This is a genomic window from Nocardia sp. JCM 38205, assembly GCF_058222935.1.
In genome coordinates, this window is record NZ_JBYHFL010000004.1 from 1 (window position 1) to 21,733 (window position 21,733).

At 68.0% G+C, this 21,733-nt stretch carries 20 protein-coding genes and 1 pseudogene; 10 read left to right on the forward strand and 11 right to left on the reverse strand.

Annotation, left to right across the window (positions count from 1 at the left end):
* Window positions 1-160, reverse strand: a 160-nt coding sequence (locus AC4HOU_RS15515) for a PLP-dependent transferase (protein ID WP_195006730.1), incomplete at its 3' end; no start/stop codon positions are given.
* Window positions 161-367: 207 nt separating this feature from the next.
* Here AC4HOU_RS15515 and AC4HOU_RS15520 point away from each other — a divergent pair.
* From AC4HOU_RS15520 to AC4HOU_RS15540, 5 genes are all read left to right on the forward strand, one after another.
* Window positions 368-976 carry a DUF4178 domain-containing protein gene (locus tag AC4HOU_RS15520; protein ID WP_228807074.1) on the forward strand — a complete coding sequence of 203 codons (609 nt, stop codon included), beginning with the start codon at window positions 368-370 and terminating at the stop codon, window positions 974-976.
* Between the two features lie 141 nt (window positions 977-1,117).
* Window positions 1,118-1,564 (forward strand): DUF4247 domain-containing protein, encoded by a 447-nt coding sequence (locus tag AC4HOU_RS15525; RefSeq protein ID WP_194992522.1) that lies wholly within the window; start codon window positions 1,118-1,120, stop codon window positions 1,562-1,564.
* Window positions 1,565-1,628: 64 nt separating this feature from the next.
* Window positions 1,629-2,054: a DUF350 domain-containing protein gene (locus AC4HOU_RS15530; RefSeq protein WP_138447042.1), complete on the forward strand. Its 426-nt coding sequence runs from the start codon at window positions 1,629-1,631 to the stop codon at window positions 2,052-2,054.
* Window positions 2,055-2,104: 50 nt separating this feature from the next.
* Entirely contained in the window at window positions 2,105-3,652 is a 1,548-nt protein-coding gene (locus AC4HOU_RS15535; RefSeq protein ID WP_194992524.1) for a polyamine aminopropyltransferase, read from the forward strand.
* A gap of 65 nt (window positions 3,653-3,717) precedes the next feature.
* Window positions 3,718-4,656, forward strand: coding sequence for an alpha/beta hydrolase (locus AC4HOU_RS15540; protein ID WP_194992523.1), 939 nt, complete (start codon window positions 3,718-3,720; stop codon window positions 4,654-4,656).
* A 286-nt stretch (window positions 4,657-4,942) separates the two neighbouring features.
* Here the strand turns inward: AC4HOU_RS15540 and AC4HOU_RS15545 are convergent, their stop codons facing one another.
* The gene (locus tag AC4HOU_RS15545) at window positions 4,943-7,843 is read right to left on the reverse strand and encodes a UPF0182 family protein (protein ID WP_195006731.1); all 2,901 of its coding nucleotides are present in this window, start codon (window positions 7,841-7,843) and stop codon (window positions 4,943-4,945) included.
* 97 nt (window positions 7,844-7,940) lie between these two features.
* A pseudogene (locus AC4HOU_RS15550) lies at window positions 7,941-8,120 on the reverse strand (isochorismatase family protein); the annotation flags it as partial.
* Window positions 8,121-8,333: 213 nt separating this feature from the next.
* Here AC4HOU_RS15550 and AC4HOU_RS15555 point away from each other — a divergent pair.
* Window positions 8,334-9,128 (forward strand): ester cyclase, encoded by a 795-nt coding sequence (locus AC4HOU_RS15555; protein WP_194990858.1) that lies wholly within the window; start codon window positions 8,334-8,336, stop codon window positions 9,126-9,128.
* A gap of 66 nt (window positions 9,129-9,194) precedes the next feature.
* On the opposite strand, the gene ubiG is transcribed toward AC4HOU_RS15555, so the two are convergent.
* Complete coding sequence (gene ubiG, locus AC4HOU_RS15560; RefSeq protein WP_163809831.1) at window positions 9,195-9,905, reverse strand: bifunctional 2-polyprenyl-6-hydroxyphenol methylase/3-demethylubiquinol 3-O-methyltransferase UbiG; 711 nt, start codon at window positions 9,903-9,905, stop codon at window positions 9,195-9,197.
* Entirely contained in the window at window positions 9,902-11,113 is a 1,212-nt protein-coding gene (locus tag AC4HOU_RS15565) for an FAD-dependent monooxygenase (RefSeq protein ID WP_194990857.1), read from the reverse strand. The genes ubiG and AC4HOU_RS15565 overlap by 4 nt, the downstream gene beginning before the upstream one ends.
* A gap of 190 nt (window positions 11,114-11,303) precedes the next feature.
* Between AC4HOU_RS15565 and AC4HOU_RS15570 the strand changes: the two genes are divergently transcribed.
* The gene (locus tag AC4HOU_RS15570) at window positions 11,304-11,777 is read left to right on the forward strand and encodes a DUF1772 domain-containing protein (protein ID WP_490724673.1); all 474 of its coding nucleotides are present in this window, start codon (window positions 11,304-11,306) and stop codon (window positions 11,775-11,777) included.
* 54 nt (window positions 11,778-11,831) lie between these two features.
* On the opposite strand, the gene AC4HOU_RS15575 is transcribed toward AC4HOU_RS15570, so the two are convergent.
* From AC4HOU_RS15575 to AC4HOU_RS15590, 4 genes are read right to left on the reverse strand one after another with little or no spacing between them, the layout of a single operon-like run.
* A complete protein-coding gene (locus AC4HOU_RS15575) occupies window positions 11,832-12,482 on the reverse strand; it encodes an O-methyltransferase (protein ID WP_490724674.1) in 651 nt (216 codons plus the stop codon).
* A 9-nt stretch (window positions 12,483-12,491) separates the two neighbouring features.
* Window positions 12,492-13,922 carry a carotenoid oxygenase family protein gene (locus AC4HOU_RS15580; protein WP_490724675.1) on the reverse strand — a complete coding sequence of 477 codons (1,431 nt, stop codon included), beginning with the start codon at window positions 13,920-13,922 and terminating at the stop codon, window positions 12,492-12,494.
* A 22-nt stretch (window positions 13,923-13,944) separates the two neighbouring features.
* A complete protein-coding gene (locus AC4HOU_RS15585) occupies window positions 13,945-14,937 on the reverse strand; it encodes an aldo/keto reductase (protein ID WP_490724676.1) in 993 nt (330 codons plus the stop codon).
* Between the two features lie 16 nt (window positions 14,938-14,953).
* Complete coding sequence (locus AC4HOU_RS15590; RefSeq protein WP_280213710.1) at window positions 14,954-15,424, reverse strand: DUF1772 domain-containing protein; 471 nt, start codon at window positions 15,422-15,424, stop codon at window positions 14,954-14,956.
* Window positions 15,425-15,526: 102 nt separating this feature from the next.
* Between AC4HOU_RS15590 and AC4HOU_RS15595 the strand changes: the two genes are divergently transcribed.
* On the forward strand, window positions 15,527-16,111 hold the full coding sequence (locus AC4HOU_RS15595) for a TetR/AcrR family transcriptional regulator (RefSeq protein ID WP_280213712.1): 585 nt from the start codon (window positions 15,527-15,529) through the stop codon (window positions 16,109-16,111).
* Here AC4HOU_RS15595 and AC4HOU_RS15600 read toward each other — a convergent pair.
* Window positions 16,086-16,730 (reverse strand): TetR/AcrR family transcriptional regulator, encoded by a 645-nt coding sequence (locus AC4HOU_RS15600; protein WP_490724677.1) that lies wholly within the window; start codon window positions 16,728-16,730, stop codon window positions 16,086-16,088. The genes AC4HOU_RS15595 and AC4HOU_RS15600 overlap by 26 nt on opposite strands.
* 118 nt (window positions 16,731-16,848) lie before the next feature.
* On the opposite strand from AC4HOU_RS15600, the gene AC4HOU_RS15605 reads away from it, so the two are divergent.
* Window positions 16,849-17,715, forward strand: a complete 867-nt coding sequence (locus AC4HOU_RS15605; RefSeq protein ID WP_490724678.1) for an NAD-dependent epimerase/dehydratase family protein — start codon at window positions 16,849-16,851, stop codon at window positions 17,713-17,715.
* Window positions 17,716-17,737: 22 nt separating this feature from the next.
* Window positions 17,738-19,384: a GMC family oxidoreductase gene (locus AC4HOU_RS15610; protein ID WP_490724679.1), complete on the forward strand. Its 1,647-nt coding sequence runs from the start codon at window positions 17,738-17,740 to the stop codon at window positions 19,382-19,384.
* Here AC4HOU_RS15610 and AC4HOU_RS15615 read toward each other — a convergent pair.
* Window positions 19,331-21,187, reverse strand: coding sequence for an AfsR/SARP family transcriptional regulator (locus AC4HOU_RS15615; protein WP_490724680.1), 1,857 nt, complete (start codon window positions 21,185-21,187; stop codon window positions 19,331-19,333). The genes AC4HOU_RS15610 and AC4HOU_RS15615 overlap by 54 nt on opposite strands.
* Between the last annotated feature and the right edge of the window lie 546 nt (window positions 21,188-21,733).

Consider the following 21,733-nt stretch of genomic DNA (forward strand, 5'->3'; position numbering starts at 1 on the left):
ACCCGAACAACGCCGCCGCATGATCGGTATCACGAAAGGCATACGACGTCGTCTGATAAATCGGCAACGCGCGGGCGCCGGTGCTGTCGTCGGGCGCTTGTCCGGCGTGGATCTGCTTGGTCTCGAAGCTCCACGCGGCGCTCGGGTCGGGTTCTGTCATCGGGGCGATGCTCCTCGGGGTTGCGGTTGCCGGTCAGGGAAAAGGGTGATCCGGCCATCACGCTAGGAAGGCCGGCCGCCGAGGGCGAGGGTTGCGTTCAGCTCGAGCCCAACCGTGGTCAGGGCGCCACACCCGGCCCCGAGCGCGGACAAGAGTGTTAGGGTCGCCGAGGAGTTCGGACCGGGAGGGGTTGTCATCACCGCATTCTTGATCGTCGCGCTGATCGTGGTCATCGTCCTGGCGTGCGTCTCGTTCTACATGGTGTACAAGCTCACCAAGGAAAAACGCGCACAGGAGCAGGCCCGGCCGTCCGCACCGGTGGACCCGTTCGCCGACAAGGACGCCGATGCCCTGCGCGGTGACCCGCGCGCCCTGAAAGCCGGCGACATCGTCGACATCTTCGGCCAGAGCTACACGGTGCGCGGCACCCTCCGCCTGACGGAAGGCGGGTACCAGTGGGCCGAACATCTGCTCGACACCGGCAAGGACGTGCAGCACTGGCTGTCGGTGGAAGAAGACCCCGACCTGGAGCTGGTGCTGTGGACCGAAACCGCGGGCCTGCCCGCGCCGGGGCCTGCCGAACTCGAGCACGAGGGCAAGCGTTTCCGCCTGGAGGAGACCGGCACCGCGCGATTCGCCAGTGAGGCCACCACCGGCCTCGCCCCCAGCGGCGTGCTGACCTACCACGACTACCTCGCCGACGACGGCACCCGCCTGTCGTTCGAGGAGTTCGGCGACGCGGGCCGCAAAGAGGGCACCCTCGGCCAGGTGCTCAACCGCAGTGCCGTCATGATCTACCCGCAGCAGCCATCGTGAGCGAGCGAACCATCAGCACAGCGCCCACGGGAACGGCGGAGCCGAGCGCCAGCGAGGCGGAGTCGTGAGCGAGCGTAGCGAGCGAACCATCAGCACAGCGCCCACGGGAACGGCGGAGCCGAGCGCCAGCGAGGCGGAGTCGTGAGCCGTACCGCTTGGCTGGTCACCGGCATCATCTCGGTGATCGTGGCGATCGCGTTGGTCATCGCCATCATCGCCCGCGTCGGCGACAGCGACGATCCGCGCGAGTACATCGCCGACACCTACACCCGCGCCGCCGCGCTGGACGAGCCGAACAACGGCATGGTCTACACCGCCGCCGCGGCGGCGCCGATCGTCGCGAACGAGATCGCCGGTGCGGTGCGGCCGCTGGACAAGCGCAGCACCGAGGACAAGATCTTCCTGCAATACCGCGACGACATCGTCGCCGTCACGCCGTACCAGGGCGGAGCCAAGATCCTGGTCGACGACTACCACACCGGCCATCGCAGGCACAGCCACTACGTCAGCGGCTACGGCTGGGCCAGCAGCGGCGGCGGTGGTTCCGGTGGTGGCTTCCGTGGCGGCGGCAGCGGCGACGGCAAATAGCGCCATCCGGCAGCACCGGCCCGCCCAGGACAACCGACGGACAATTCCGGCTCAGGAGGACAACATGCTCGAAGATCTCCCCGCGGACGCGGGCGCCGCGCTCGCGTACTGCGGGGTCGGGATCGCGCTGATGGCGCTCGGTTTCGTCATCGTCGACATTCTCACCCCCGGCAATCTGCGCAGGCAGATCTGGATCGAACGCAACCGCAACGCGGCGCTGCTGGTGTCGGCGAACCTGCTCGGCGTCGGCATCATCGTGGCCACCGCCATCTGGACTTCGCAGGGCGCGATCGGCGCGGCCCTCGCCTCCAGCGCGGTGTACGGCGTGATCGGCCTGGCCGCGATGGCGTTGGCGTTCCTGCTGCTGGATCTGGTCACCCCCGGTGAATTCCGTGGCGTGGTGGCCGAGAAGGAGCTGCATCCCGGCGTGTGGGTCAGCGCGGCCCTGCATCTCGCCGTCGCCGGTGTGGTGGCGGCCGGCCTGACCTAGTGCCCACCGCGGCGCCGACCGAGAACCCGCCCGATACCGGCGCACCCGGTATCGGCGGGGCGGTCACCGGTCCGCGTCGGCGGTTCGCCCGGATCGCGCTGCTGGTGACGGTATTCGTCTGTGCGGCGTGTGGTCTGGTCTACGAGCTGTCGCTGGTCACTCTCGGCAGTTATCTGATCGGCGATACCGCCGCGCAGGCCTCGATCACCTTGAGCGTGATGGTGTGCGCGATGGGCCTCGGTGCGCTGGCGGCCAAACCGTTGCGTCATCGCGCGGCCGCCGCGTTCGTCGGGGTGGAGCTGGCGCTGGCGACGGTCGGCGGGTTGTCGGTGCTGGCGCTGTACGCCGCATACGCCTGGCTCGACCTCTACACCGCGGCGCTGGTGTTGATCTCGATCGTCATCGGTGCGTTGATCGGCGCGGAGATCCCGCTGCTGATGGAACTGCTGCAACGGATCCGGCGCCAGGCCGCGGGCAGCGCGGTGGCCGATCTGTTCGCCGCCGACTACGTGGGTGCGCTGTTGGGCGGCTTGGCGTTCCCGTTCCTGCTGCTGCCGATGTTCGGGCAGATCCGCGGCAGCCTGATCGTCGGCGTGGTGAACGCGCTGGCCGGGCTGGCGTTGATCTTCGTGTGGTTCCGCGACGATCTGCACCGCGGTACCCGCTGGCTGCTGGGTTCGCTCACCGTGCTGGTGGCGGCGGTGCTGGTGGGCAGCTACCTCTACGCCGACCGCTTCGAGGCCACCGCTCAGCAGGCGTTGTTCGCGCATCCGATCGTGTGGCGGGAGCAGACGCCGTATCAGCAGATCGTGCTCACCGAATCGCTGTCGCCGTTCGGCAGCACCGATACCCGCCTGTTCCTCAACGGCGATCTGCAGTTCTCCTCGGTGGACGAGTACCGCTATCACGAGGCGCTGGTGCATCCGGCGCTGGCGGGTGCCCGCGCGAACGTGCTGGTGCTCGGCGGCGGCGACGGGCTGGCGTTGCGCGAGATCCTGAAGTATCCGGATGTGGCGGCCGTGACCCTGGTGGAACTCGATCCGGAGATGATCCGGCTGGCCAGTACCGATGCGCGGATCACCGCGTTGAACCGGCACGCGTTCGACGATCCGCGCGTCACCGTGGTCACCGCCGACGCGTTCTCCTGGCTGCGCGCGGCGCCACGGCAATTCGACGCGGTGCTGATCGATCTGCCCGATCCCGATCAGACCTCGATCGCCAAGCTGTACTCCACCGAGTTCTACGCGCTGGCCGCGGGCGCGCTCGCGCCGCGCGGCACCATGGTGGTGCAGGCCGGTTCCCCGTTCTTCGCACCGCGCTCGTTCTGGTGCATCGATGCCACGGTGCGTGCCGCGGGGTTGCGCACCCTGCCCTATCACGTGGATGTGCCGAGTTTCGGCGATTGGGGTTTCGTGCTCGCCAGCCGCGAGACCGAACCGCGGCTGGCACTCGACCCGCCGGCGCCGCTGCGCTCCATCGACGCGTCGAGTCTGGCCGCGGCGGCGGTGTTCGCGCCCGACCGCCGCGATACCGGCGAACGTCCGTCGACGCTCATGCACCCGCGCATCCTCGATCTCGAACGCGGCGAATGGCAGTGATCCGGACACGCGCCGGTCGCGGGTAGTTCTCGCGGCCGACCGCCACGGGACGGTACAACGGAAGAGTGAAGGCTTCGAAGCTCTTGACCGCTGTCGTCTGCGCCGTTGCCGCTTCCGTCGTTCTCACCGGCCCCGCGGCGGCGGCCCCTTCGGGTTCCCGCGTGGTGGCCGAATCTCCCATCGCGCCCCGGATTTCGCAGATCGAGGTGTATTCGCCGTCGATGGACGAGGTCGTCACCAACCGGGTGATCCGGGCCGCGGGCGCTGGTGCGCCGACGCTGTATCTGCTGACCGGCGCCGGCGGCGGCTCCGATGGCATCTCCTGGTGGAACGACACCGATGTCGCCCAGTTCTTCGCCGACAAGTTCGTCAATGTCGTGATGCCGGTCGGCGGCGGCTACAGCCTCTACACCGATTGGATGGCCGACGACCCGGTGATGGGCCGCAACAAGTGGCAGACCTACCTGACGCAGGAGCTGCCCGGCGTCATAGACGCGCGGCTGGGCGCCAGTGGCCGCAATGCCATTGCCGGGGTGTCGATGAGCGGCGCCTCCGCCATCGATCTCGCCATCCAGGGTGGTCCGCTCTACAGCGCGGTGGCGGCGTACAGCGGGTGCCCGTGGGCGACCGATCCGGTGGGTGTGTCGCTGGCCGGGGCGCAGGTGCTGCGCGGCGGCGGTAATCCGGGCAATGTCTGGGGTGTGCCGGGCGGTCCCGGCTGGCGTGCGCATGATGCGTTCCTGAACGCGCATCGGCTCGCGGGTAAGTCGATCTTCTTGTCGGCCGCCTCCGGTATTCCGGGCGGGATCGATAAGGGCGGGTTGCCGATGCCTCCGGTCGAGGCCATCGCGAGCGCCTGCACGGGTGCGTTCGCCGGCCGTTTGGCCTCGCTGGGTATCCCTGCCACGCATGTCAATCGGGCGTCGGGATCACACACGTGGGGGCAGTTCGAGACCGACTTGCACGACTCGTGGCCGCACTTGGCTCGCGCGATCGGTGCGTGAGGTGTCCGGCGCCGAGCCGGTGCGAAAACCCCCTGAACAGAGCAGTCCCCGGTAGTCTCCATCGATTCCATGAGCCTCAGTCGTCGCTGATGGCTCCGGTACTCGACTGGCTTGCCGGGGGCCTAGCCGGATCTTGAAGTGATGTGACCACCGTTCTTCGGACGTCTCCTTCGAACGCGTCACACCCTTCGGTGTTCCGGTATATGTCCAGTATGGCCCTGATCCGGCGTCAGTCAAGACCCCTGACGTAGCGATCCGGCGTCGCTTCGCCGCCCTCCGGCCCGCCTCATCCGCCCGGCCGCGGCAGCCCCTCGACCTGCTGCTGGATGCGGTCGAGCGCGGCGCGGATGGCCTCGATCTGGGCATTGAGTTCGGCGATGGTCGCCTCGTCCACCGCGGGAGCCGGTACGGCCGGGCCCGACGGCGGTGCAGGCCTGGGACGGCCCGGGGGTGGTGGTGCGGCGGGACCACCGCCCGGCGCGGTCGCGAGGTTACCGGTCTCGGGGCCGAAGACCTGATCGAGCGCCTCGGCCAACGTCGGGGCGTAGCCCACCCGGACGCCGCCGGTGCCCGGATCGCGGTAACTCACCAGCATCCGTGCCAGCTGCGGGAAGGTGGAACCGTTCGGTGCGGTCGAGATCCGCTCGGTGAACAGCGGTTCGACATACAGCACCCCGCCCTCGGCGATCGGCAGCGTGAGCAGATTGCCGTACTGGATGCGGTTGGAACGTTCGAGCAGGGTGCGTTCGGAGGCCACCCTGGTATCGGAGATCATCGAGTTCTGGATCTGCTGCGGCCCCTGGGTGAGGGTGTCGGTGGGCAGTTGCAGCACCGTGAATCTGCCGTAGTCGTCCGGATCGCAGGCGACGGAGATGTAGGCGGACAGGAACTCTCGATTGAACCCGACCATCGCACTGGCCAGCCGGAAGGACGGGTCGGCGGTTTCCGGATCGCCCATCAGCACGTAGAAGGGCGGCTGGTGCGGGTTGGTCTCGACGGTCGGATCACTGGGCACCGACCAGAACGCGTTGGTGGTGAAGAACTCTCGCGGCTCGTCCACGTGGTATTTGGCCAGCATCTCTCGCTGGATGGAGAACAGATCCTCCGGATACCGGAAGTGGGCGCGCAGTTCCTCACTGATCGCCTCCGGCGGCTCCACCGTCCCGGGGAAGACGTTCATCCACGCCGCCAGCACCGGATCGTCGCGATCGACCTGATAGAGGGTCACCGTGCCGTCGTAGGCGTCGACGGTGGCCTTGATCGAGTTGCGTACGTAGGAGATCTCCTCGAACGGTCCGCCCTCGGCTTCGTTGCCCGCGGCCAGCGCCTCGAGCGAACTGCGCTTGGCGTACGGGTAGCCGTCGACGGTGGTGTAGGCGTCGACGATCCACACGATCCGCCCGTCGACCACGGCCGGGTAGGGGTCGTTGTCGGTGCTCAGCCAGGGCGCGACCAGTTCGACCCGGTGGCGTGGATCGCGATTGAAGATGATCTTGGAATCGGCGTCGATGGCATCGGAGAAAATGATGTTGCGTTCGGCGTAGTGCACCGCGAACGCCAGCCGGTCGGCCCAGTTGCCGATCGGCACACCGCCCGCGCCGTCGTAGGTGTATTTGGTGCTGTCGGTGTCGTATTCGCGGGGCTCGCTGCCGCCGCCGACGATGGCGTAATCGGGGTCGGCCGCGGCGATCACTTCCCCGAAGTAGATGCGCGGCTGGTCCACCGGGATCACCTGCTGCCCGGACGCGGCGCTGGCGATATCGCTGACGGTGTAGATGGGATAGCCGCTGTTGCTGCTCTCCGCGTCCCCGGCCGCGTCGCGCACGGCGGCGTTCACCCGGTTGGCCGGTGCGGCGACGAAGCCGTTGCCGTGGGTGTAGACGGTGTGCCGATTGACCCAGTGCCGCTGGTTGGCGCTGAGCGCACTCGGCGTCAGCTCCCTGGCCGCGACGACGTAATCGCGCAACTGCCCGTCGATGCGGTAGCGGTCCAGGTCCAGCTTGTCGGGGAAGCTGTAGAAGTTCTTCAACTGCTGCTGCTGGGTGAAGGTTCGCGACAGCACGTTCGGGTCGAGCAGGCGCACATTGGCGATGGTGGTGGCGTCGGCCGGGACCTGCGGTGGCGGCGTGGTCCCGATCCCCGGATACGGCTGATAGTCCACGCGGTCGCTGCCGATCCCGTAGGCCTGTCTGGTGGCGGCGATATTGCGTTCGATGTAGACGCGTTCCTTGTCGGCGGCGTTGGGCCGCACCGACAGCTGCTCGACCGCCAGCGGCCACACCCCGCCCACCAGAATCGAGGACAGCAGCAACAGCGCGGCCGCCATCGCCGGGATGCGCAGATCGCGCACCACCACCGCGGAGAAGACGGCGGCGGCACAGATGAGGGCGATCGCGAACATGATCAACCGAGCGGGCAGCACCGCGTTGATGTCGGTGTAGCCGGCTCCGGCGAAGGTGGGTTCGCGGCTGTGGCTCGACAGCAGCGCGTACCGATCCAGCCAGTAGGCGACGGCCTTCAGCAGGATGAACGATCCGGCCAGCACCGCCAGCTGCACCCGCGCCGCCGTGGTCAGGCCGGGGAATTTGCCGGTCAAACGGATGCCGCCGAACAGATAGTGCGCGGCGAGGGTGGCCAGGAGAGCGAGCACGACGGTGGCGAACAGCCAGCTCACCACCAGCCGGTAGAACGGCAGATCGAAGACGAAGAAGCCGATGTCGTGGCCGAATTCGGGGTCGTCGATGCCGAAGGCGCCGCCGTGCAGGAACAGCTGCACCGTCGTCCAGCGCGACTGCCCGATCAGCCCGCAGATCAGCCCGAGCGCGCCCGCGATACCGAGCCCGAACCACAGCGGCTTGCGCAGCACCACGCTGCGATAGGGCAGCAGATAGTCCTCGCGCTCGTCGTCGGCGATGAGCAGCGGCCGGTAACGATAGGCCCACCACATCGCCGCCAGCAGCACACCGCCGACGAACAGCCCGACGACGACGAACATCACCACCCGGGTGAGCAGCACGGTGCGCCAGACCTCGCGGTAGCCGACCTCACCGAACCACAGCCAGCCGATGTAGACCCCGATCAGCCGGGGCACCACCAGCAGCAGCACGACGAGCATCGCCACGGTGATCACCAGCAGCCGTACGCTGCCCGGCAACCGCCGCCAGCTGGGAATTTCGAGTGTGCTCATCACCGGCTCTCCCGTGGCTGCACCGGCCGAGAGGGTGGGCGGCCGGCACGGGCCATGTGCACCGATACTACCGGCGCGCCACGATCGGCCGCTCGGCTCAACCGGCGCGGGCGGGCACCTCGCTGAGCTGTTCGAGCAGATCGGCGGTGCTCAGCACGGCGCCGCAGCGGCGCGCGGTGTAGTTCAACGCCATGAGGTGTTCGTCGCGGCTGAAATCGGCGGTGGCGTCCAGGGCCAGGAACGGGCGCACATCGCTCATGAACGCCTCGGCGGCCGATCACTCGCCACAGTGTGCGGGACGCTGGCTGCCTGGCGCCGCCGCCCGGACGCCGAGTTCATCGTCCGGTATGGAGGTCCGCAGCATCGGTCCGCGGCGACCCGCAAGATGCGCACCACTTCTGTTCAAGGGCCGTGCTGGGTCTGATCGAGACACTTGGCTGAGCCAGGGACCGGGCTCGCCGGTCTGTCACGCGATGACCAAGGAGTGTGAGTGGTGTCCGCAGAGGCCAACAAGGCAATCATCCGAAGGGTTTTCGACGAATTCGTCAACCAGGGCGATTTCTCGGTGGTGGACGAGATCTATCGCGAGGACATGATCGACCATCAGCCGTTGCCGGGAGCACCGGAGGGGTTGGCGGGCGTCAAGTACACCATCGCCGGATTGCGCGGCGGATTCCCGGACCTGAAGGTGACGATCGAGGACATGAGCGCCCACGCCGACCATGTCGTCATCCACAACACCTGGCGCGGTACGCATTCGGGTGAATTCCTCGGACTGGCGCCGACCGGCAAACAGATCAGCGCCAAAGGCGTTGTGGTGTGGCGGCTGCAGGACGGACTGATCGCCGAGCGCTGGGGCATCGGGGTCGACACCAGCATCCTCGCCCAGCTCGGTGTCGGGAAGATGGGTCCGCGCAGCCGCGCCAGGGTCCGCTCCGTCGACGTGCCGTTGGTTCGCACCCTGCCGATCCTGCCCGGCCGGCTCGACCAGTGGCGGCAGGCGCACAAGGAGCTCAACGAGCAGCACGGCGAGCAGTACCGCGCCGCGCGGCGAGCGGCGGAGATTTCGCGGGAACTGGCCTGGTGCCGGTCCGGCCTGGACGGCGATCTGGCCATATACCACATGGAGTCGCCCGACCCGGCGCGGTCGCTGCGCGCGCTCGCGAATTCGACCGCCCCGGTCGACACCTGGCTGCGCACCACGTTGACCGAGGTGCACGGTCGCGATCCGTGGATCGAAACCTCCGTGGCCGCAGCGGAACTGGCGCACGGCTGGCAACGCTGAGCCGGTCACGGAAACGGAGCCCATGGCTCGGCCATGGGCTCCGGGCTCGACCCGCTCTGCTGGCGGCTACTTGCGTGCCACCCCGAGATACAGCGCCGACGTGTCGGAGGTCAGCTTGGCCTTGAGGCTTCCGTCCTTGTTCTGCCCACGGATGGCAATGCCCTTGGGGGCGCCGATCGGGGTGAACCCGGTCGCCCGCAGGTAGTTGTCCATCTCCTCCGGGGTGATGAAATCCGCCCAATCGTGGGCACCCTTTGGCACGATGCCGAGTACCCGCTCCGGAAGCCAGATCATCATCACCCGCGACCGCATGGTCCGGTTGATGGTGTCGTAGAAGAAGATTCCACCCGGCTTCAGCACTCGATGGATCTCGCGCACCGAATCCGCCGGGCTCTTGACATGCTCGAGCACGTCGACGCAGGTCACCACGTCGAAGGTGGCGTCGTCGAACGGCAGTGCCTCGGCCGCCCCCACCTTGTACTCGATCTCCTTGCCCGTCTCCGCGGCGTGCCTGGTGGCCGCTTCCACCAGCTTCGGTGAGACGTCGACACCGGAGACCTTCGCGCCGCGTCCGTGCAGGAATTCGGTGGTGTAGCCGCCGCCGCAGCCGACATCGAGAATGCGCACACCCTCCCACCCCGAGGACAGGTACCGATCGAAGTAGGCGAACCGTAGTGGGTTGAACGATTTCAGCGGGTTCATCATCGAGTCGTTGTCCCACCAGCTGTTCGCCCAGGCGGAGAAGAAGTGGTTGTCCTGCTGGACGCTGTCGGTCATGTCAGCTCCTGTCGGTTCGTTCGATTGGATCGGTCGATGTCGGCGCGATAGCGGGTGGCGTACGCGACTTGCTCCTGCTCGGCCGCGCGGAAGGCGAAACGATCCCAGGACGCCTTCATGAACCGCTCTCTGAGCCAGATGGCGGCGGGGTTCTCCCAGGCGCCCATCCGCCCGATCCGCCACGCCATCCGCTGCATCCGTGCCGTGCGTGGAATGCGTTCGCGCTCATAGGAACGCAGGGCAGCGATCGGGTCGGTGGTGCCGTCGAGATGCTCGGCCAGGATCAGCGCGTCCTCGATCGCCTGGCACGCACCCTGTCCGATATTGAAGGTGATCGGATGCGCCGCGTCGCCGAGCAGGCTGACCCGGCCCCGGCCCCAGCGGCGGATGGGTGCCCGGTCGATGACGTCGTGGCGCAGCACCTGTTCGGCCGGCGTCGCGGTGAGCAGCTGGGCGACGGGTTCGGGCCAGCCGCGGTGCCGGTCGGCGAGCATGTCGATCACATCGCCGCGGTCGACGCCGTGCGGCGCACCGTTCGCCACGCTCATCCAGTAGGTCCGGCCCGGCGCGACGTCGTAGTAGGTGAATCGGGCACCAGGACCGAACAATGCGCAGAACGTGCCTGGCGCCACGACCTCGGGGCCGACGCTCGCCTCACCGCGCCAGGCGATGTAGCCGGTGTAGCGCGGCGGACGATCGCCGACGAGGGTTCGCCGCACCGCGGAGTGCACGCCGTCGGCGCCGATGAGCAGTTCGCCGCGTTCGCTGCCGCCGTCGGCGAAGCGCACCGTCACGCCGTCGCCGTCCTGCTGGAATCCGGTCACCTCGGCACCGGTGCGGATCTCGGTATCGGTCAAGGCACGCAACAGGATCCGATGTAGATCCGAGCGCCCGATCGCCACCGTTGGCCTGCCGTACTTGACGGCGAACTCGCCCACCGGCCAGGAGCCGATGTGCTCGCCGCGCGCGGTGCGGAACTCGCAGACGGTCTGCACGGGCGCGATCCGCAGCACCTCCTCGGCGACGCCGAGCGCATCCAGTGCCAGCATGCCGTTGCTCCAGATATGCAGTCCCGCACCGCCGTCGCGCAGGTGTCGCGCGCTTTCGAAGACCACCGCGTCGATGCCTCGGCGCCGCAAGGCGAGCGCGGCGGACAACCCGCCGATCCCGCCGCCTGCGATCATGACCCGCCGAACCGCTGTGCTCATGCGAAACTCCCTGTCCCCGCGTCGGCCGGTAACGTCCGGTTCCACCCTGGCGGCAGGTGCACGAGGAAACCTCGAGCGCAGCATGATCCGAACTGGCGCAACGGGACTCGATGGTGCACTGCGGTCCAGGCCGAGGAAAGGTCGGCACAAGACACTGGTGGCCGATCACCGCTACCCATCGGAGGACAACGTGAACAACCTCAGTTACGCACTGGCCACCATGGCGATCCTCGGTTGCGCCGTCACCTACGGCACCGACACCTTCGCCGCCGTCGTCTGGCGCACCTCGCTGCGGCACCTCGACGAGCGGGCACTGACCCACCTGGTCGGCTGGGTCCACTACTACGGCGATCGGCGTCTGCCGGTGCCCGGCGGACTCGGCATGAGCCTGGCCGTACTGAGTGTCATCGCCAGCGCGCTGGCCGGACGGACCGAGGCCGCCATCGCCGGCGGTGTGGCCGTGCTGGCGCTGGCGGCGTGGATGGGCATCTACCTGACCATCGCCAAGCCGGTCAACGAAAAGTTCAGCGCCGCCGCGCGGGCCGAGCAGACGCTGCCCGACGCGCGCGATCTACAGGCCCGCTGGGACAGCGTGATCAACCTGCGGGTGGCGATCCAGCTCGTCGCGCTCACCGGCCTCTGCGCGCAACTGTTCCTGCCATGAGAAACGGCCGGTCGGCACCCAGGTGCCGACCGGCCGTCGCGGCGTTCGTGCGGTTCAATCCCGCTTGCGGATCAGCGAGAGCCCGTCGCCGATGGTGAGCACGACCACGTCGACGCGGTCGTCGCGGCGCACATGGTCGTTGAATTCCCTGATGGCGGTGGTGGATTCGTCGAACGGCGGCTGCACCACGGTGCCGAACCACAGCACGTTGTCCACCAGCATCGCACCGCCGGGACGCAGCCGCGGCAGCAGTTCCTCGTAGTAGTCGAGATAACCGGTCTTGTCGGCGTCGACGAACGCCAGATCGATCGAGATGCCTGGGTCGAGGGCGCGAATGGTGTCGATGGCCGGACCCATACGCAGGTCCACCCGATCGGCCACGCCGGCCTCCCGCCAGGCCGCCGACGCGATCGGCGCCCAGGCCGGATTCACCTCGCAGGTGATCAATCGGCCGCCGGGAGCCAATCCCCTGGCGATCGACAGGGCCGAATAGCCGGTGAAGGTGCCGATCTCGATCGCGGTATGCACACCCATCAGCCGGGTCAGCACCGTCAGGAAGGCGCCCTGATCCGGTCCGACCTGCATGATGGCCGGGCCGCCGAGCCGGGCCGTCTCGGCGACCAGCTCGTGCTGGACGGTGTCGTACAGATTGGTGTGCTCGGTGACGTAGGACAGCAGATCCTCGGTCATCCGGAGTGTCTTCATCGCAGCCTTTCAGGCATCGGTGGTGGGAATCCAGCTGCCGTGAAAACCATTGGGCACCCGGTCCGGCAAATGGACGGTGGCCATCGTCGACATCGTCTGCGCATCCAGGATCAGCAGATCACTGCGCCGCGTGGCCTCGTTGTACTGGTAGCCCATGAGCACACCCTCGTCCTCGGCCGCGTCCGGGCGGCTCGGGACGAAGCTGAACTCGCTGGGCTGGATACCCGGGCCGAGCCGCTTCTCGATCGTGGTGCCCCCGACCAGGTCGTGTTTGAACAGCGCACCCGCCGGGCTGCCGCCGCCGAGCGCCTCCATGGTGTAGCCGTACCGGTGCTTGCGGCAGACCAGTCGTTCGTCGATGCGCGGGAATTCCTGGGAGCGGTCGTCCAGGCGTGATTCGCGGACCGCGCCGGCGCGCGGATCGACGATCCAGCGATCGAGCGTGGTCGGGCCCTCGTCCGGTCCGTTGCGATCGGTGACGAACATGCGCGGATGCCGGACCACATCCAGCACCACCGTGTCACCGTCGTCGTAGGCGTTGAGCGGGTGGAACACATAGCACGGCGACACATCGAACCAGCGGATATCGGCGGCGGTGCCCTCGCGCGGCAGCAGACCGACCCGGGCGGGGTGGGCCGGATTCCACCGGGCGGGCAGCCGGTCGTTGGGCCGCATCCGGCGTCCGACCATGGCGGTGATCGGATCGGGCACCCGCACCCGGCCGATGAGGGCCGACAGCAGAAGGCGCGTGGGATAGCGCAGCGGCCGTGGCATCGTCATCGCGGCCGCCGCCTGCGGATCGAAGGTCACCGGCAGGTCGTAGAGCACGACATACTTCTCGGTCAACGAGAAGTCGTGCATCATCGGCACCCCGCGGATCGGGATGTCGACGATGCGCCGGGCGCGCCCCCGCACATCGATCACCGAGTACTGCACGATGTCGCCGCGGCCGAAGAAATGGGTGATCGCATGCAATTCGCCGGTCACCGGGTCACGGTGTGGATGCGCGGTGTAGCCGCCGGGCAGGGTGCCGTCGAAATCGCAGGGACCGACGGTGTCGAGTTCCTCGTCGAGCTCGTAGTTGGCCATACCGCCCTCGATCAGAGCCAGCGTCTTGCCCGCGTGCCCGATGACGTTGGTGTTCGCGCCGAACAACTCGATGCCCGCCCGATGTTTCGGCGGGTTCGCCGGATCCGAGACGCGCACCCAGCGATTGCGGTACCAGCGTGCGTTCCCCTCCGCCAGACGCACGCCGTGCACCATGCCATCGCCCATGAACCAGTGGTAGGTCTGCGGATCGACCTCGCCGATCGGGTTGGGGCCGTTGCGGACATATCGGCCGTCGAGGAAGTCGGGGATCGTGCCGGTCACCTCGAGATCGAAAGCGGTGAGTTCCTGCTGGACGGGGGCGAAATTCCCCTCCAGATACATATTCGCCATAGCGTCGTCGTCCCTCTGCGGATCAGCGGCCGAGCTGCGCCATCGCGGGCGCCGGGTAGCGCTCGCCCGCCGCGACTCCGGTGGGCGCGACGGCTTCGATGGCGGCGAGTTCCTCGGGTTCGAGCACGATCTGCTCCACCGCGACGTTCTGCACCACATGCTCCGGTTTGGTGGTTCCGGGTATCGCGACGACGTCATCCCCACGCGAGAGCACCCAGCTCAGCGCCAACTGGGCGGGGGTGACGCCCTTGGCGTCGGCCAGCTCGCGCAGTTTGTCGACCACGGCGAGATTCTTGGCGAGGTTCTCGCCTTGGAATCGCGGTGAGACGCGGCGGAAGTCGTCGGCGGCGAGGTCGTCGATCGAGCGGATCGCGCCGGAGAGGAAGCCGCGGCCGAGCGGACTGTAGGCGACGAAGCCGATACCGAGTTCGCGTGCGGTGTCCAGCACGCCGTTGTCCTCGACATCCCTGGTGAACAAGGAGTATTCGGTCTGGATCGCGCTGAGCGGATGAACCGCGTCGGCCCGGCGCAGCGTCTCGGCGGAGGCCTCGGAGATGCCGAGATAGCGCACCTTGCCCGCGGCCACCAGCTCCGCCATCGCGCCGAAGGTTTCCTCCACCGGCACCTCCGGATCCACCCGGTGCTGGTAGTACAGGTCGAGGTAGTCGGTGCCGAGGCGGCGCAGGGTGCCGTCGATGCTCTTGCGGACATACTCCGGGCGGCCGTTGATCCGCCAGGTGAGGTTGCCGTCGTCGTCGATCTCGTTGCCGAACTTGGAGGCGAGCACCACGTCGCGGCGGCGATCGCCCAGCGCGGTGGCGATCAGTTCCTCGTTGCGGTGCGGGCCGTACATGTCCGCGGTGTCGAGCATCAGCACGCCGAGATCCAGCGCGGTGTGTATCGCGGCGATGCTCTCGGACTCCTCGGCCGGCCCGTAGGCCACGCTCATGCCCATACAGCCGAGCCCCTGCGCGGAGACGACCAGACCCTGTGTGCCCAAAGTGCGCGTGCGCATGTGAATCTCCTACCGATCAGGCCGCGACGGCACTGATGAACAGCGATATGACCGCGATGCCCTGCAGCGCGGCGCGAACGTTGATGACCGAATCCCAGGTGCGCTGCAGGTCTCTGGCTTCGGCCGGGGTGCGGCCGGCCACCGCGGCGGCGGTGAGCGCGGTGTTCACCGGCACGCTCACCCGGCCGTAGATCACGAACCAGATGCCGAGGGCGACGACGGCGACGATGCTCGCCGCGATGGCGGCCCCGCCCTGGCCGAGCACGATCGCGGTGATCGCGGTGGCCACCGAGGCGATCAGGCCCAGCGCCCCGGGGAATTTCAGGCGTTGATCGCCGTAGAGGTGGATGTAGCCCATCGCCGAGGTCAGCACCTCGTCGGAGACCTGGGCCATCGCTGATCGCTGCACCACAGCGCAGAACACATCGGTCCCATAGATGATGCCGACCGCCAAGACGGCGATTCCGGCCAGCACTTGATGTGCCACAACAGCTCCCTCACATCGGAATGAGTGTCCGCTAGCAACGATAGATCTACGAGCGGCGATATGTCCATGGCAGAAACTAGTGCTGCTATCTTCGCTAGCACTATGACTGTGCAAGAGCGCCGTGAGCGGGAACGGGCCCGCAGGCACCGGTTGATCGTCGACACCGCACGGCAGCTCGCCGAGGCCGAGGGCTGGGAAGCGGTGACGACGCGGCGGCTCGCCGCCCTCATCGAATACAGCCAGCCGGTGCTCTACAGCCATTTCGCGAACATGGAGGCCATCGCCAACGCGGTGGCGATGGAGGGCTTCGCCGAATTGGCGGCCACCCTGGCCGAGGCGCGCGCCGGCGCGGCGCCCGAGCAGATCGCGCACCGGGTCGCGCGGGCCTACGTGGATTTCGGCGTCCGGCAGCCGGCCGTCTACGACGCGATGTTCGTGCGGGCCACCGACCTCGCCTTCGGCAGCCCGCAGACGCCGGAACCGCTGCAGCGCGCCTTCGCCGAACTGCTGGCCGCGGTCGAACAGCTGTCCGGCCCTTACGATCCCGAGACGGACGCGGAAGTGTTCTGGAGCGCGCTGCACGGTCTGGTGATGCTCGCGCGCAGCCGTCGCCTGCGTCCGGATATGGCGGGTGAGCGATTGCGGATACTGCTGGAGCGCTTCAGCCGGATGTGGCCGCCGCGTTAGCGGTGAACAGACCGGTCAGATCCACCAAGAGATGCCTGCCGCGCTCGGCGCCACCCTTGATCCGACCGTCGAGCACCAGCCCGACCAGCCCGTGCAGATGCGCCCACAGCAGGTCGGCGGCCGCTTCCGCGTCATAGGCGGAGGCGCACAGATGCGGCGCTCCTTCGGCGATGGCCGCGCGTAGCACCTCGAAGCAGGCACGGGCGGAATCCGGTGCATCGGAGGTGCCGAAGGCCAGGCCGGGCAGCGTATGCATCAATCGGTACAGGTGCGGATCGGCCATGGCGAAATCCCAGTACGCCACCGCCACCGCCAGCAGCGGCCCACCGCGCTCGCGCTGCACCTGCGGGCACAGCGCAGCGCCCAGTTGCTCGGCCAGATCGGCGAATCCGACGTCGACCAGCTCGAGCAGCAGCGCACCCTTGTTGGCGAAGTACTCGTACACGATCGGCACGGTGTAGCCCACCCGATCGGCGACCGAGCGCACCGTGACGCTGTCGAATCCGCCGGTCTCCGAGGCGATCGAACGGGCCGCCGCCAGCAGCTCGCCACGCAGCCGCTCGCGTGCCTCGGCGCGCTCGCACGCCGTGCCCTTGATCCGCTTACCCGCTCGTGGCACTGCTCCTCCTCGGTCGCCGCCAATTTCTAACAACGGTAGACAATCGCGCGGAGCCGCGTCTAAAGTCAATTTCTAACGTTGATAGAAATCAACGTGTACAGGGGACAAGGAGTTTGCGATGCGAGTTCTGGTAACCGGAGCGTCCGGCACGATCGGCAGCGCGGTGGCGCGGGCCCTGATCGGCCGCGGCCACACCGTGATCGGCACCGTCACCGCGGCCGACCGACCGGTGCCCGCCGGGGTCGAACCGCTGGTGGCCGATCTGTTCGATCCCGCAGCGCTCACCGCTGCGGCCGCATTCGTCGACGCGGCGGTGCACACGGCCTCCAGCAATGACGAACGGGCGGGCGAGCTCGACAACACGGTCGTCACCGCCCTCATCGAGGCCTTCGCCGGCACCGGCAAGGCCTTCGCCTACACCAGCGGTCTCTGGTTGCACGGCAACAGCGGCGACAGCGTCATCACGGAGGAATCGCCGTTCGCCCCGCCGCTGGTGGTCTCGTGGCGGCCCGCGGTGGAGAAGCTGCTCGAGGAAGCGGTCGCGCGCGACGTGCGCACCATCCGCATCCGCCCGGGTCTGGTCTACGGCGGCGGGCGCGGCTATGTGCCGATGCTGCTGAGCCCGCAGAACGACGACGACGGCGCGGTGGTGCGCCACTTCGCCGACGGCAGCAACCGGTGGTCGGTGATCCACGCCGACGACCTGGGCGAGCTGTACGCCCTCGCCGTCGAGTCCGCGCCCGCCGGTTCGGTGTACCTGGGCACGCTCGACAATTCGCTGCAGGTCAAGGCGGCAGCGCAGGTTGTCGCGGCCAAGCACGACGCGCGAGTGCAGGACTGGGATCCCGCCGACGCGCAGCAGTACTGGAGCGTCATGGTCGAGGCGTTCCTGCTCGACCAGGTGGCCACCAGTGCCAAGGCACGCAAGGAACTGGGCTGGACGCCGTCGCAGCCCGGCCTGCTCGAAGAGCTCGCCGCGCTCTGACCTTCGCTCGAAAGCACGTGATATGAGCCAGAACCAGGCCACGGCCCTGGAATTCGACTATGTGGTTGTCGGCGCGGGATCGGCGGGCTGCGTCGTCGCCGCTCGGCTCGGCGCCGACCCCACGGTGACGGTCGCGCTGATCGAGGCAGGACCATCGGACGACGATCCCGAACTGCGAGTGCCACTGCATTCGGTGCATCAGTTCGGATCCGCACGGGATTGGGGTTTCGCCACGGTCGCGCAGCCGGGCCTGGACGGCCGCGTGGTGTATTGGCCGCGCGGTAAGGGAATCGGCGGCTCGTCGACGATGAACTTCCAGATGTGGGTGCCGGGGTTCCGGGCCGACTTCCACGACTGGCAGGCCGCAGCGGGACCGTCCTGGTCCTGGGAGCTCATGTCACGCCATCTGCGCCGTGCGGAACGGTGGGCGGGGACCACCGGCCAGGGCTTCGGTACCGCCGGGCCACAATGGATCTCCCCGCCCGCCGACCCCGATCCCAGCACCCGCGCCTTCCTCGACGCCTGCGCCGCGGCCGGGCTGCCGGAGCCGGCCGGCGGTCTCGCCGACCCAGCGGGCGCGGGGTCGGCACCGACCCCACTGACCCAGCGCGACGGATCCAGGTTCAGCGTCGCCGATGCCTACCTGCATCCCGCGGTGGCGCGCGGCGAGGTCACCGTGATCACCGACCGGCTCGCCCATCGAATCCTGCTGGACCACAACGGTGATGCGGTGGCGGTCGAGCTCGGTGACCGCACGGTGGCCGCCCGCCGTGAAGTCGTGCTGTGCGCGGGCACGATCGGCACGCCACAGCTGCTGTTGCGTTCGGGCATCGGGCCGGGCGAACGCCTGGCCGCCGCCGGAGTGCGGCCGGTGGTGGAACTGCCGGGTGTCGGTGCGAACCTGCACGATCACGTCATCGTCCATCTGCCCTACTCGGTCCGCGGCCCTGATCGGTTCGCCGATATCGGCACGGCGCGAGCGCGACGACTGTACGACGAGCAGCGGCTTGGACCGCTCACCTCGAATATCGGTGAGGCGGTGGCGTTCCTCGGACCGGCCGGGGCACCGGATCTGGAGCTCATCTGGTCGCCGATCGCCCTCGACGAGCAGGGGTTCGTCAGTGGACGAACGCTCAGCGTGGTGCTGCTGCGGCCGGACAGCCGCGGCAGGCTCGATCTGATCGACGCCGATCCCGCGACGCCACCGCGCCTCGACCCGGCCTATCTGTCGGCCGCCACCGATCTGTCCCGGCTGATCGACGGCTACCAGGCGGCCCGCACCATCGCCCGCACCGCGCCGCTGGCGTCGATGATCGGCGAGCCGTTGCTCCCACTACCGCGGACGCGCACCGAGATCGCCGATTTCCTGCGCGCCACCGCGACAACGGTGTTCCATCCCGTCGGCACCTGCCGGATCGGTCGCGCCGACGATGAGATGGCGGTGGTCGACGCAGCGCTCCGGGTGCGTGGAGTCGGTCGCCTGCGGGTCGCGGACGCCTCGGTGATCCCGCGCAGCCCGCGCGGGCACACCAACGCGCACGCGGTGATGATCGGTGAACGCGCCGCGGACTTGATCAGCGGTGCAGGCGATGCCGGATTCGCCCGCACCGCCGTTTCAGAAGCCGACCACGCCGAGATTGGGCACCGGAAGGGTCCTGACATGGGCTGAGACCGAGCGGGCGAACAATCGGTGCAGCTTGGGCAGCAGGTAGATTTCGGCTCCGGGCTCGCCCCCCGGCGCCGAATCCACCAGGTGCACGTCGAGCAGATGCTCCAGATGTTCCTCGGCCTCGGCTTCGCTGAGGTCGAGGGCACGGGCCACCGTCCGCGCCGACCACTGGGTGGCGGGCAGTGCGGCCAGTTCCACGAAGAACCGCTGTGTCGCCGAGCCGATCGTCAGGTAGCTCTCGGCGATTCGCGCGCGCACGTCGTGCCTGCCGTCGGTGAGTTCGGCGAGCAGGCGGTCGTCGTCGCGCAGCCGGGTGAGCAGCCGCCCCAGCGGCCAGTTCGGCCGGATCATCAGCCGGTTGCCGACCACCCGCAGCAACAACGGCGATCCGCCGCACAGGTCGAGCAGTTCCCGAGCCGCGGCCGGCTCGCGGTCCACCCGGTCTCCGGCAAGGCGGCGCAGCAGGGCCATGGACTCAGCGGCGGACATCGGATCGACCCGGATCACCGGAACACCCTGTGGCACAACGGGTCGCACCCGACAGGTGACAATGACGCCGCAATGCCCGGTGCCCGGCAGCAGCGGCGCGACCTGGGGCTCGTCGACGGCATTGTCGAGCACCACCAACGTGCGCGAACGGGCCAGCCGCCCCCGATACATTTCCGCTCGTTCGGTGAATCGCGCCGGAATCTCGTCCTTCGGGACTCCGAGGGCACGAAGCAGCCGCTCCAGCACATCGTGCGGATCGGCGGGCGATGCACCGTTGCCCTCGAGGTCGACATACAGCCGCCCCGACGGGTAGTGAGAGCGCAGCTGGTAGGCCGCGTGCACGGCGATGGTCGTCTTGCCGAAGCCCGCGGGTCCGTAGAGAACCACCACCGAGGGGATCAGCGGACCGGGGCCGGGGGTCAACGTGTCACGCACCAGTCGCACGTGGCCGTCGCGTCCGGTGAAATCGGGCAGGTCGATCGGCAGCATGTCCGGCGGGCCGGATTCCGGTGCGGTGTCGACAGGGTCCGCGGACACGGCGGGGACCGGAGCGAGCGCAGGCGGCGTCGTGGCATGGCCCTGGAGGATCGTATTGTGCGCGTCGCGCAACGCCGGACCGGGATCGGCGCCGATCTCGGTGGACAGATGGCGCCGGACATTGTCGAACAGTTGCAACGCCTCGGAGCTGCGCCCGTCGGTGTGCAGTGCCAGCATCAGTTGTGTCGCAATCGATTCCGACAGCGGGCTCTCCACGTACGCCTGGCGGAGCGGATCGATCACCACCCGCGGCCTGCCGAGGCGCACCTCGACGTCGGCCCATTCCACCAGCGCCTCGTGCCGTAGCTGCTGCAAGCTGTGCCGCATGGCCGAGGCCCACCGCCCGCCGATACCGGACAGCGGGATGCCGCGCCACATCGAATTCGCCTGTGTCAGAAGGGCACTGCGGTCGGCTTCGGTGCCGCCCGGCTGCCTGGACCGGTCCAGCAGATGCCGGAACACGTAGAGATCGACCGTCTCCGGCGGAGTCTGGAGGCAGTAGCCGCCGACCACCCGCTTGAGTACGGGATCGCCGGCCTCGCCATTGCAGACCGCCGCGAGCTTCCGCCGCAGCCGTGCGATGTAGGTGTACACCAGATTTCGCACATCCGCGGGCGGGGTATCACCCCATACCCGATCGACCAGGACCTCGAGTGGCACCGGCCGATCCCGGTCGATGAGCAGCGCCGACAGAATTGCGCGCTGCTTCGCCGGGCCGAGATCTATCGGCGTATCCTCGACACGAAGATCGACCGGGCCGAGAATGCTGAACAACATGCGTCCCCCACACTTCTCGCGGAATAATACAGAAATATCCCGCTACGACAATGGTCTGACGATTCATCGTGCAGTGTTACCGAAACGTGAACGATTCGAAAACGTAGTGCGGCAAACCCTCCGATTTTCGATTTCGCCGCCGTCGGATCGGCGATGCACGAATTGACCATCCGCGACCGCCATGGTCACGGCAACAGTCTACCGGACATCCCGACAATGGCACGGCAGCGAACAGATGGCCACTGCGCCGAACACCACATAGTTGCCGTCTTGCACTGGTGAACACGGCCGTGATATTTCCGCAATCGTTGCCGGCGGGTTGCCCTGGGCGTCAGCGGGATTCGGGCAGATCATTTCTATCGTCCTGCCCCCTTTTCAATCGTCTTGACATCCCATGTATTTCGAATTGACCGAAAGAACTCACCTCCCGGCGACATGTCATGAGAGGTTCACCGGCACGCTCGAGACCAACGCTGAGAAAAATTCAAGGTCGCTCGATGAGCATCGACGGCGACCAAGAATCCGACAGGGGTGACCAATGGTTCT